Here is an 11,328-nt window from a genome sequence, read left to right as displayed (position 1 = left end):
GTCACGCCATTCCCATTACAGCATATATTTATGTTTAAACCTGACTCTGTCAAATTCATGCACATCCGACGGTGATACGTTTTTCCCGATCCTCGCCATTAAACAGTTTGCAGGATGCGAACAAATCTCGGGGTCATCAGTCGCGAACCACTCCAACCCGCCTGATTTCATCACTTTCTCCATAATGTCCCTGTATTCCCAAATAGAAAGCCCTGTTCCTCTGAGATCCCAATGCCAGTAATATTCCGTCGTGATGATAATGTAATCCTCCACAGCTTCATCCATCATCGTAACCTTCAGAATATGTTTGGCAAGAGCTGCTCCTCTGTAACTCGATGAAACTTCTATCGCACCAAGTTCAAGAAGGTTTTCAAGCTGTATTTCGGACCATCGCTCAAGCGGATCAGGAAACAGATATGTGGCGTAGCCGACGATCAAATCGCCAACCCGTGCCACAATAATGCGGCTTTCGGGAAGATCCATTACCTCAAGAAGAGCCTTTTTCTGCTGCTCGGGCTTTCGGAAGGCCAATAATCCTTCGTCAAACTCACAGCGTTCCATTGTCTCTTTGGAGATCGGACCTTCAACCAGGTACTCGGTGCCGTCTTTGCCTTTGACCGTAACCGAGTGGTACGTTTTATGATGTTTCATCGGCATCCCACCTTCAGTCAAGTATCGTTTCTTTCACTATACCATAATCAGTCAGAAAAGATGAATGAGAAATCACGAAATGCACGATCATTTTGGACCTCTTTCTTTTCAGTCGTTCTTCCCTTTACCCCCGTACCGCATCTCTTGCCTGCAGACAAGGAGCGGAAGTGTATAAATCGAAAAAACACATCCCTGAAAACAGGGATGTGCAAGCGACGGTAATGATTAGAACAGTTCGCTCTCATCATAGGACGGATCGGAAATGACAATAACCACCCTCCGGTTTTGCTGGAGATTGTCCGGCGTCGTGTTCGGGGCAACAGGCCTTGTTTCCCCGTATCCGACAGCGAGAAAGCGTCTTTCATCCACATCAAAATTTGAGAGAATAAAACGGATGACGCTGCTTGCACGGGCACCTGACAATTCCCAGTTTGAAGGGAACTGAACGGTGTTAATCGGACGGCTGTCCGTATGACCCTCCACCTTCACCATATTCGGAACCGTTGTAACCAGGGTTCCCACCTTTTCAAGGAAAGGTTCTGCCTGGGGAAGGATCTCCGCACGGGCTGTCTCAAACAGCGCCTGTTCCTGCAGAACGAGCACCACACCGCGGTCGTCCCTCGTTGCAGAGATATTCTCCGTCAGATCGTTGTCTTCTATGAACTCATTCACTTCTTCAAGAAGATCATCGAGCTGTTCACTCATCTCCACTTCATCCATTTCCATGTGGGATTCAAACGGATCCACGTCTGCGTCAAACGGATCATCCCTCACATCCCGGTCTTCAGCAGGATTCTCAAATGGAATCAGCGACGGATAGAAATCAAAAATCGCCCGTTCCTGAAAAGATTCTGCAATCGCTTCAAACCGGTTCGCATCAACAACGGACATGGAGAATAACAGAATAAAGAATACGAGGATCAGCGTCATCAAATCGGAAAAGGTGACCATCCATTTCGGAGCGCCTTTTGGGCCCTGTTTCTTCTTCCTATTCATTCTCCTCAGTCTCCTCCGGTTCTTCGTCTTTTTTATCCTTCACGTGGTTCGGAAGGAATGCGCTGAGTTTTTCCTGGAGAATTTTCGGGTTTTGTCCGGATTGTACGCCGATAACCCCTTCTACAACAACCTGCTTTCTGAACACTTCCTCTTCTGTGCTCAGTTCAAGCTTGTTTGCCATCGGCAAAAAGACGAGGTTCGCCATCAGCGTCCCGTAAAGTGTCGTCAGAAGGGCGATAGCCATATTCGGTCCGAGTGTGGACGGATCATTCAGGTTTTGAAGCATGAGAACAAGACCGACAAGAGTACCGATCATTCCCCATGCAGGCGCATACTCACCGGCTTTCTCCACAATACTCCGTCCTTTACGGTGACGCTCTTCCATGGCCACCACTTCGGCCATCATAATATCCTTAATGATATCCGGTTCAATGCCGTCAACGGCAAGTAGCACACCTTTTTGAATAAACGGATCATCCACGTCCTCAAGTCCTGCTTCAAGGGCCAGTAACCCCTCGCGGCGGGCTCGGGTGGACAGATCCACAAACGTATCTATCAGTTCTTCAAGATCGTTTTCCTTTGTCTGAAAAGTTTCTTTAAACACCCTCGGCAGCAGTTTGAGGTCTCCAATGGAGAAATTGACGGTCAACGCACCGATCAGCCCCCCGAAGACAACCAGAAGCGATGCGACCTGAACAAAGTCAAGGATCGAACCGTCTCCTGCCTCATTTACGTAGATCGCCATCAACACTGCCGTTAACCCTAAAAAGATCCCGACAGGTGTAAGTAAGTCGAATTTTTTCATAATCCTCTCCCTAACGTCACTGTGATGATAACCGTTCTGATCTGAATCACCGTATCCCCATGCTCAGGGATCCGCACATGCTTACACGTTAGCGCTGAAACCCTGTGGACTGCCGGTATTCAAGACGGTGTGGAAGAAGGACGACGGATTCATCGACCTTTTCTTTATTCATATATTTCGTCAAGAGTCTCATCGAAACAGCCCCAATGTCATACATTGGCTGCACGACCGTCGTCAGCGTTGGCCGCACCATCGTTGCAAGTCTCGTATTGTCAAAACCGATGATGTCAAAATCTCCGGGAACACGCTTGCCGTTGTCCTGAGCACCGTGGATCAGCCCCAGGGCCATCTCGTCCGTGGATGCAAAGATCGCTGTAGGCGGCTCTTCGAGTTTCAGAATCTGATTCATGGCCTCAAGACCGGAATCGTAGGTGTAATCACCGATGAAGACATACTCATCATCCACTTCTCTTCCGGCCTCGAGGAGGGCTTTCTTATAACCCGAGAATTTCATGTAGCCGTTAATCGGGTCCTCAAGCGTTCCTGAAAGCATGGAAATCTTCTCATGGCCTTCTTCAATCAGAGCCTTAACTGCGTCATAAGAAGCCTGTTCATAATTAATATTTACGGAAGGGAGCTTCTTATGGTTATCGATCGTCGCAGACAGGACAACCGGTACCGGCGACATCTTAAATGCCTCTTCATGCTCAGCGGTGATTTCACTGCCCATAAAAACAATGCCGTCCACCTGTTTTTCCAACAGCGTGTTGATCAGATGAATTTCCTTGTCCTTGTTGTGGTCCGAATTACAAAGGATGATATTGTATTTATACATCGTTGCAATATCTTCGATGCCACGTGCGAGTTCAGAGAAAAATATACTCGAAATATCCGGGATAATCACACCAACTGTGGTTGTTTTTTTGCTTGCCAATCCTCTTGCCACCGCGTTGGGCCGGTAACCGAGGCGTTCAATGGCCTCATGTACCCGCTTTCTTGTTGCAGGCTTTACATTCGGGTTGCCGTTTACTACACGGGAAACGGTTGCCATGGAGACACCTGCTTCACGGGCTACATCATAAATGGTTACGTTCATAATTTTATTGCCTCCTTCAAATTAACATTAAATGGTTTTCATAAAAGTCTATGTATGGATATAATACGACACTTCAACAGCCATATGCAAACCTCTCTGACTATTTATATCGGATCATCCCAGACAAATATGAAGCATTGAGTCAAAAGAATCCCTTTTTTCATGAAATCTCCTGTCGACTGACAGGGCATCTCAGCATAAAAAAGGACTGAAATGAGGCATTCAGTCCTTTTCCTGCTGCTTATGATTTTGAAGCTGCTTTATTGACTTTAAAAAGTCCGGATTCCTCAAGGTTTTTCAGGAACTCACCAAACTGCGGAATGTCCATCTGCTGGGCAGAATCAGACAGGGCAACAGCCGGATCCGGATGAACTTCCGTCATGACACCGTCAGCACCGACTGCGAACGCCGCTTTGGCTGTTGGCAGTAAGAGGTCTCTTCGGCCTGTGGAATGTGTGACATCAACAAACACCGGCAGATGCGTTTCCTGCTTGAGAATCGGTACAGCTGAAATATCCAGCGTGTTTCTTGTTGCTTTCTCATAAGTACGGATACCGCGCTCACAGAGAATAATCTGACCGTTCCCCTGTGAATGGATGTATTCTGCCGCATTGATGAACTCTTCAATGGTTGCAGAAAGGCCGCGTTTCAGGAGGATCGGCTTGTTCGTGCGTCCCGCTTCCTTCAGAAGCTCAAAATTCTGCATGTTTCTCGCACCGATCTGAATCACATCGAGGTAGTCCACCGCATTTTGAATATCGCCGGGTGTAACAATTTCACTGATGACAGACAGACCGTACTTGTCGGAAATATCTTTCAGAATCTCGAGTCCTTCCTGACCGAGTCCCTGGAAGTCATAAGGTGATGTTCTCGGCTTGTAGGCTCCGCCGCGCATCATTGTCAGCCCCCGTGCCTTCAACTCCTTCGCCACGGCTTCCACCTGTTCGTAGCTCTCCACGGAACATGGACCGGCTATCAGATGCTGCTCGCCGTTACCGAGCTTCGTGCCATTGACATCAACAATCGTATCTTCAGGGTGCTTTTTACGCGATACCAAAAGCGCCTTTCTGTGGTCATCTTCCTGCAGTTCGAGACTCGCTTTAAAAATTTGTTTAAACAGATGCTGCAGAGTCGCTGTTTCAAACGGTCCCTCATTTTTCTCCTGAATCATATCGAGCATCTTACGTTCACGAACCGGATCAAAGCGGTTCATGCCCTGGCTGCTCTTCACTCGTCCTATCTCCTGAGCAAGACGCGCACGCTCATTCATCATCTCCACCAGTTTTTCATTGACTTCATCCAACTGGCCTCTCAACTCTTCCAACTGTTCATTACCCATTTGAAAAAAACTCCTCTCAATACATTTGTTCCATCGCTTGCTGAACGATTTACGGACTATTATATATCATGAATCCGTGAATGTCACCCCTTTTTTCTTTAATAATTAAACGCTTTTAAGCGTTAAAGCGTTTAAGTTTGGTTTTTTTCCTCTCGGAGGATGCACCAGACTGGGAATCATGTATAATATAGGTGAAGAGAAAGGTGGGAATGACTATGACAAAACCCGACCCGGAATCCCTGATTTTCGGCCTCGATATCGGAACACGCTCCATTGTCGGCCTGATCATTCAAAGCACAGAGACCGGTTATCACGTCCTCGATGTGCACAGTATTGAACATACGGAACGCTCCATGCTTGACGGCCAAATACATAACGTCATTGAAGTGGCGAGAACCATTACACTTGTTAAACAACACCTCGAAGAACGCTACGGCCCTTTAAAGAAAGTCTGCGTCGCCGCGGCAGGCCGCTCACTGAAGACCGTCAAAGCAGTCGAAGAGCTTAATATTACCGGAAAACCGATTTTCGACCGGACAGCGCTCCTTGCTCTCGAACTGAGCGCTGTTCAAAAAGCCCAGTTCAAACTCGCAAGCGATGAGTCCGGACAGACGAACGGTGCAGTAAATGAATATTGTGTCGGATATTCCGTACTCGATTATCACCTCGATGGCGAAAAGATCGGGAGTCTCGTTGATCAAAAGGGACGAAACGCTGCCGTGGAGGTCATTGCGACGTTCCTTCCGAAAGTCGTCGTGGAATCACTGATTGCCGCCCTGCAGCGCTCAGATCTCGAACTTGAAGCTTTAACCCTCGAGCCGATTGCCGCCATCAACGTCCTGATCCCACAATCCATGAGGCGCCTGAACGTCGCCCTTGTCGATATCGGGGCCGGCACATCGGATATCGCCATTACAGACTCAGGTACCGTGACAGCCTACGGAATGGTCCCAAATGCCGGTGATGAAATCACTGAGGCTATCAGCGACCAATTTTTATTGGATTTTCCGGATGCGGAAGCCGTAAAACGGCAGCTCAATGACAATGAAGAAATCATCATGCAGGATATTCTCGGTATGGAAACGACCATGTCAAAAGAGGAGATCCTGACACCCATCCTTCCTGCAATAGATCACCTTGCCGATCAGATCAGTGCCGAAATTTTAAGTCTGAATACGCGTACGCCAAAGGCTGTGATGCTTGTCGGAGGAGGGAGCATGACCCCTCTTCTCTCAGAGAAAATCGCCGAACGACTTGAACTCCCTGCGAATCGTGTTGCGATCCGGGGCATTGATGCGATTAAATCCCTGACCTTTGAGAAGGAGTTCGAACCGACCCCGGAACTCGTCACACCGATCGGTATTGCCATTGCTGCAAGGGAAAATCCTGTTGAATATATCAGCATCAAGGTTAATGAAGAGACCGTCAGGCTGTTTGACATCAAAAAACTGACAGTCGGAGACGGCATTCTCTCAAGCGGCGTTGAGCTGAACAGGCTCTTCGGAAAACCGGGAATGGCGATGATGGTAAAAGTCAACGGACGCGTTGTCACCATACCTGGTGAACACGGCACCCCGCCAGTCCTGAAGAAAAACGGACACGACGTCTCCCTCGATGATCCCCTTGAACACGGGGATGTCATCTTTGTCGAAAAAGGTGTAAGCGGTGCCGATGCAACCGCCACTGTATCCGATGTGTTGGAGCTTCCGGAAGCGATCACGGTCGAGATCAATGAGGAAACCTATTGGATCGAACCGGTGATCACCCTGAATGACAGCACTGTCACACCTGACTCAACCCTTTCAGACCGGGACCGTCTTGACTTTCATTTTCCTGATACCCTGGATGAAGTACTTCGTCTTGCAGGCCTCAAAACTGATCCTGAGGCACAAGGAACCATCAGCATTACCGTCAATCAGCACCGTATGAGTCTGAAGCGCGATGAAGCAACGTATCTCATCAATGGCGAGCCTGCCTCATTAAAGAGTCCTGTCAAAAATGGGGACCGAATCACCCTTAATGGCAGCACTGAGGAGTCTTTCAGCGTTCAGGATGTGCTGTTGCAGACGCATGATCAGGCAAATCGGGAAATCATCGTTACCTTCAATGATGAACCCGTCCGCCTCGAAAAATCTCTCTTTGACTGCACCATCAATGGAGAATCCGCCGCTCTCCACAGCAGCGTCAAGCATGGCGATCGGGTGGAAATCAGAGAACGGACAAACGTCTCCTTTATTTTTCAGGATGTGTTTGCCAAGGTGCAGGTCAAAAAACCGGAGAGATCGACGAACGTCAAACCGGTCATACTCCGTAACGAAGAAGAGACATCGTTCTCGGCACAAATTCACCACGGTGATTCCCTGCAGTTGCGTTGGACATAACCTATACAGTGAGACACATACAGCAAAAAGCGGTCCCGCCGGAATGAGGACCGCTTTTTTTGTATCATGATTTACTACGTTTGATCGGACAACGCCCGACTGATTGCCTTTTCGGTGATCTTCCAATGGGAGGCATGCCATTTTACTTCGGTATCATCAATCAGAAGAAGTTGCGGAGATTCATGCTTCACGCCATACTCTTCCGCGATCCGATTTGACAGCTCTCTTGCTTCCTGCACATTCAGATAGACAACAGGCGCCTCACCGTCATAGCCCTGCACGAACCCTTTCACTTCAGAGAACGCTTCACGGCTGACCGGACACGTCGTGCTGTTTTTGAAGATGAACAGCGGACGACCGGTTGCTTTCTTCGCATCGAGCTCATCCCATGTGGTGATTTTATCAACGCTCACTCTCATATCTCCTTTGACTCCTGATTGCGTTTACGCTCACGTTCCTCAACCTCTTTGACCAGCTGCTCGACAGAGCGCTGGAGGTCTTCCACTTCTTTCTTTACAGATGCTGCGATTTCGTCACTGAGCCCTTCCATATCGTCCATCAGACTATCTGCGGATTCACTCAATTCATTCATATCTTTTCTTAATGAGCGCGATAAGTCCTTGACCTTATGCACAAGATTCGACGACTGATCAGATACACGGGTTGCAAGGTGATTTCCTTTTTCCACAGCCTGCGACGTGAAGTCTGATGTTTTGTGTTTGGCAGCCCTCGCCTGCTCGGAAAAATCCTCGCGCAGTTCAGATCCTGCCTTCGGTGCCATAAACAGAGTCACAACGGCACCTGCTGTTGCCCCGACAACGACGCCGGCAATGAAGTTCTTAGCACTGCTGCTCATCTTACTTCGCCTCCTGTTCAGTCTGTCCCTCAGTTGCTTTTTCAGTCTTCCATTTCTGCCAGAATGACATCGCCACACTGCCCCATTTCACAGCTTTGGCCATGTTTTCATCATTTGTTTCCGTCTGCTTATTCACGGTGTCACTCATCTTTCTGATTGAACCGTTTAACTGCTGAAAGGAATACCCCAGATCCTCAGCGGCATGAAAGACAGAGTTCAGCCGGTCTGACTTGTACTGAAGATCTTCCGTCAGCTTATTTGTTTTATGTAACAACTGGGTGGATTCATTCGAAATCCCTTCAACCTGCCCCTTCATATCTTCCACGGTTGTGGAAATGTTCTCCATTGTCTTCTTCAGTGAGAGAAGTGTCTGGATGATATAAAAGACCAGAACTGCAAATGCGATGGCAATAATCGCGACGCTTACATACATTAACCATTCCATGTGATTCATCTCCTTTATTGATTAATCTGACTCGCCTGCTACCTCCTCAGTATACCACTGCTGCGTTTTATTGACAGCGTTCTTTGACTAGTTTTTTTGATCTTTCCTCAGGTGGCACAAGCTTCGCCACTCCTGTACAATGGAACTGTCCACAAAAACGTTACAGGAGGCGAATCACATGCGTGATCCAAGAATCAATCAGCTCGCAAAGAATCTGATCGAATACTCCACTGAAATGAAACAGGGAGAAAACATTCTCATTGAAAACTTCGGTGTACAGGAAGAACTCGTAAAAGCTCTGATCGAAGAGGCCTACAAAGCGGGTGCACACCCATTTGTTTCCCTGAAAGAGCCTGCCGTAAACCGGGCCCTCCTTATGGGCGCAACGAAAGAACAGCAGGACATGCAGGCGACGTTTGAAGCGACTGTTATGAAGGAAATGGATGCTTACATCGGCCTTCGCTCCGGCGATAACATCAATGAACTGAGCGACGTTCCGTCTGAGAACATGAGCCTGCACCAGCAAACTGTCGGGACGAAGGTCCACCGTCAAATTCGTGTGCCGCACACGAAATGGGTCGTCCTCCGCTATCCGAATGCATCCATGGCACAGCTCTCAGGAAAAAGCACCGAGGCCTTTGAGGACTTCTACTTTAACGTATGCAACCTTGACTATGCCAAAATGGACCGGGCGATGGATGCCCTGGTTGAACGAATGAACCGCACCGATCAGGTTCGCATCACAGGTGAAGGCACGGATCTGACCTTCTCCATACAAGATATTCCCGCCATTAAATGTGCCGGCAAATTAAACATTCCGGATGGAGAAGTCTATACCGCACCGGTACGTGATTCCGTTAATGGTACCATCGCCTACAACACAGCGTCTCCTTATCAGGGAACAACCTTCGAGAATATCCGCTTTACGTTTGAGAACGGCAAAATCATTGCTGCTTCAAGTTCTGATGATAAGAAAATCAATGAGATACTCGACACGGACGAGGGCGCCCGCTATATCGGCGAATTTGCCATTGGCGTCAATCCGTATATCCTTCACCCGATGCAGGATATACTCTTTGATGAAAAAATCGATGGCAGCTTCCATTTCACTCCAGGACAGGCCTATGAGAATGCTGATAACGGCAACACCTCAGCCATCCACTGGGATATCGTGAATATCCAGCGTCCCGAATATGGAGGCGGCAACATTTATTTTGACGGTGAACTGATTCGTGAAAACGGCCGGTTCGTCACCGATGATCTGAAAGGATTGAACCCGGAAAACTTGAAATAAAACAGTTACAAAAGACGCAAAACGACCACAGCCCGGAAGATCCTGGCTGTGGTTGTTGTTTGGCCCGTTTGCACAGTTACATCCGGGTTGAATACTTGTCAGCAAACGGAGAGCCGTCAGCTCTCCGTTCCGCTGTTTTCCCAGCCGCTTACATAAGCCGTCTGGAATTTCTGGACGTCTCCTGCGCCCATAAACAGCAGGACTGCATGCTCATGGCTGTTCAGTACAAGTGTGCCATCCTCTGTGATCAGCTTCGCGCCGTCTATTCGCTCCTGAAGATGGTTGATCGTCAAATCACTTTTAAACTCCCTCGCAGATGAGAAAATATCGCACAAATAGACATGGTCCGCATTCTCAAGGCTCCTTGCAAAATCATCAAGAAACGCTTCTGTTCTCGAAAACGTATGCGGCTGAAAAACAGCCACAACCTGCCGATCGGGATATTTTTTTCTGGCCGATTCAATCGTTGCGGCAATCTCTGTCGGATGATGGGCATAGTCGTCAATCAAGATCTGACCGTTCATTTCGGTTTCGGAAAACCGTCTTTTCACACCCCCGAAAGTGGCGATATGGGTCTGAATGGTTTCGAGAGTGACCTCTTCATAATGACAGATCGCAATGACAGCAAGAGCATTCAGAATATGATGGTTTCCGTAACCCGGAATCGTGAAGCGGCCATAGAAAGCCCCCCGGATCATGACATCAAAATGGGTCCCTTCGGGGTCATAGTCCACGTTCTGCGCAGAAAAGTCATGGTCTTCACTGAAACCGTAGTACACGATGGGGACAGACGCCGTCAAACGCTGCAGGGATTCATCATCTCCGCAGGCGATAATCGCTTTGTTGACCTGGTTTGCCATTTCCTGAAATGCCTGAAAGACATCCTCTGCATCTTTAAAATAATCAGGGTGATCGAAATCAATGTTCGTCATAATCGCATAGTTTGGATAGTAGTTCAAAAAGTGTCTGCGGTATTCACATGCTTCGAAAACGAAGTATTCACTGTTCTCCATCCCTTTGCCTGTGCCGTCTCCGATCAGATAAGACGTCGGTTTCGCATTTTCAAGGACATGGGCAAGGAGACCCGTTGTCGATGTCTTTCCGTGAGAACCCGTAACGGCAATACTCGTGAACCCCTTAATAAACTCGCCGAGGAATTTCGGATAGGAATGAACCTTGATCCCTCTGGTAAGAGCCTCTTTCACTTCCGGATTGGTTTCGTTATATGCCGGTGACGCAATAATCGTCTGATTGTCATCAATGTTTTCTTTTTGAAAAGGGAGGATGGGAATTCCCTTTCTCTCAAGGGGTTTCTGGGTAAAAAAGACTTTCTCCACATCCGAACCCTGAACGGTTTTCTTCATATCACTCAAAATTTGTGCCATGGCACTCATGCCTGAGCCTTTTATTCCGATAAAATGATAGTTCGTCATCGTTGAACCTCCACATTCCTGTTCCATTACAT

The 11,328-nt window shown here is 48.1% G+C and carries 11 protein-coding genes; 2 read left to right on the top strand and 9 right to left on the bottom strand.

Annotated elements, in window-relative coordinates; all coding sequences use genetic code 11:
• Nucleotides 1-15: 15 nt before the first annotated feature.
• From BSEL_RS06640 to BSEL_RS06620, 5 genes are all read right to left on the bottom strand, one after another.
• Nucleotides 16-651, bottom strand: coding sequence for a hypothetical protein (locus BSEL_RS06640; protein ID WP_013172213.1), 636 nt, complete (start codon nucleotides 649-651; stop codon nucleotides 16-18).
• Nucleotides 652-876: 225 nt separating this feature from the next.
• Complete coding sequence (gene motS, locus BSEL_RS06635; protein ID WP_013172212.1) at nucleotides 877-1,647, bottom strand: flagellar motor protein MotS; 771 nt, start codon at nucleotides 1,645-1,647, stop codon at nucleotides 877-879.
• On the bottom strand, nucleotides 1,640-2,452 hold the full coding sequence (gene motP, locus BSEL_RS06630) for a flagellar motor protein MotP (protein WP_013172211.1): 813 nt from the start codon (nucleotides 2,450-2,452) through the stop codon (nucleotides 1,640-1,642). The genes motS and motP overlap by 8 nt, the downstream gene beginning before the upstream one ends.
• Before the next feature lie 88 nt (nucleotides 2,453-2,540).
• On the bottom strand, nucleotides 2,541-3,548 hold the full coding sequence (ccpA, locus tag BSEL_RS06625) for a catabolite control protein A (RefSeq protein ID WP_013172210.1): 1,008 nt from the start codon (nucleotides 3,546-3,548) through the stop codon (nucleotides 2,541-2,543).
• Nucleotides 3,549-3,789: 241 nt separating this feature from the next.
• Nucleotides 3,790-4,887: a bifunctional 3-deoxy-7-phosphoheptulonate synthase/chorismate mutase gene (locus tag BSEL_RS06620; RefSeq protein ID WP_013172209.1), complete on the bottom strand. Its 1,098-nt coding sequence runs from the start codon at nucleotides 4,885-4,887 to the stop codon at nucleotides 3,790-3,792.
• Nucleotides 4,888-5,102: 215 nt separating this feature from the next.
• Here BSEL_RS06620 and pilM point away from each other — a divergent pair, with 215 nt between their 5' ends.
• The gene (pilM, locus tag BSEL_RS06615) at nucleotides 5,103-7,268 is read left to right on the top strand and encodes a pilus assembly protein PilM (RefSeq protein ID WP_013172208.1); all 2,166 of its coding nucleotides are present in this window, start codon (nucleotides 5,103-5,105) and stop codon (nucleotides 7,266-7,268) included.
• Between the two features lie 74 nt (nucleotides 7,269-7,342).
• Here the strand turns inward: pilM and ytxJ are convergent, their stop codons facing one another.
• From ytxJ to BSEL_RS06600, 3 genes are read right to left on the bottom strand one after another with little or no spacing between them, the layout of a single operon-like run.
• Entirely contained in the window at nucleotides 7,343-7,687 is a 345-nt protein-coding gene (gene ytxJ, locus BSEL_RS06610; protein WP_013172207.1) for a bacillithiol system redox-active protein YtxJ, read from the bottom strand.
• Nucleotides 7,684-8,124: a YtxH domain-containing protein gene (locus tag BSEL_RS06605; protein WP_013172206.1), complete on the bottom strand. Its 441-nt coding sequence runs from the start codon at nucleotides 8,122-8,124 to the stop codon at nucleotides 7,684-7,686. Before BSEL_RS06605 ends, ytxJ begins: the two co-directional genes overlap by 4 nt.
• A 1-nt stretch (nucleotide 8,125) precedes the next feature.
• A complete protein-coding gene (locus BSEL_RS06600; RefSeq protein ID WP_013172205.1) occupies nucleotides 8,126-8,569 on the bottom strand; it encodes a DUF948 domain-containing protein in 444 nt (147 codons plus the stop codon).
• A gap of 178 nt (nucleotides 8,570-8,747) precedes the next feature.
• On the opposite strand from BSEL_RS06600, the gene BSEL_RS06595 reads away from it, so the two are divergent.
• Complete coding sequence (locus tag BSEL_RS06595; RefSeq protein WP_013172204.1) at nucleotides 8,748-9,863, top strand: aminopeptidase; 1,116 nt, start codon at nucleotides 8,748-8,750, stop codon at nucleotides 9,861-9,863.
• Between the two features lie 116 nt (nucleotides 9,864-9,979).
• Here the strand turns inward: BSEL_RS06595 and murC are convergent, their stop codons facing one another.
• Complete coding sequence (gene murC / locus BSEL_RS06590; protein ID WP_013172203.1) at nucleotides 9,980-11,296, bottom strand: UDP-N-acetylmuramate--L-alanine ligase; 1,317 nt, start codon at nucleotides 11,294-11,296, stop codon at nucleotides 9,980-9,982.
• Nucleotides 11,297-11,328: the final 32 nt, after the last annotated feature.

Source organism: [Bacillus] selenitireducens MLS10 (genome assembly GCF_000093085.1).
GTDB lineage: Bacteria > Bacillota > Bacilli > Bacillales > Salisediminibacteriaceae > Salisediminibacterium > Salisediminibacterium selenitireducens.
This window is presented reverse-complemented; position numbering and strand designations above follow the sequence as displayed.

Coding starts and splice junctions, on each gene's coding strand:
- ccpA (WP_013172210.1), bottom strand. CDS start 3,548: ATGAACGTAACCATTTATGATGTAGCCCGTGAAGCAGGTGTCTCCATG.
- BSEL_RS06620 (WP_013172209.1), bottom strand. CDS start 4,887: ATGGGTAATGAACAGTTGGAAGAGTTGAGAGGCCAGTTGGATGAAGTC.
- motS (WP_013172212.1), bottom strand. CDS start 1,647: ATGAATAGGAAGAAGAAACAGGGCCCAAAAGGCGCTCCGAAATGGATG.
- BSEL_RS06600 (WP_013172205.1), bottom strand. CDS start 8,569: ATGGAATGGTTAATGTATGTAAGCGTCGCGATTATTGCCATCGCATTT.
- pilM (WP_013172208.1), top strand. CDS start 5,103: ATGACAAAACCCGACCCGGAATCCCTGATTTTCGGCCTCGATATCGGA.
- murC (WP_013172203.1), bottom strand. CDS start 11,296: ATGACGAACTATCATTTTATCGGAATAAAAGGCTCAGGCATGAGTGCC.
- ytxJ (WP_013172207.1), bottom strand. CDS start 7,687: ATGAGAGTGAGCGTTGATAAAATCACCACATGGGATGAGCTCGATGCG.
- motP (WP_013172211.1), bottom strand. CDS start 2,452: ATGAAAAAATTCGACTTACTTACACCTGTCGGGATCTTTTTAGGGTTA.
- BSEL_RS06640 (WP_013172213.1), bottom strand. CDS start 651: ATGAAACATCATAAAACGTACCACTCGGTTACGGTCAAAGGCAAAGAC.
- BSEL_RS06595 (WP_013172204.1), top strand. CDS start 8,748: ATGCGTGATCCAAGAATCAATCAGCTCGCAAAGAATCTGATCGAATAC.
- BSEL_RS06605 (WP_013172206.1), bottom strand. CDS start 8,124: ATGAGCAGCAGTGCTAAGAACTTCATTGCCGGCGTCGTTGTCGGGGCA.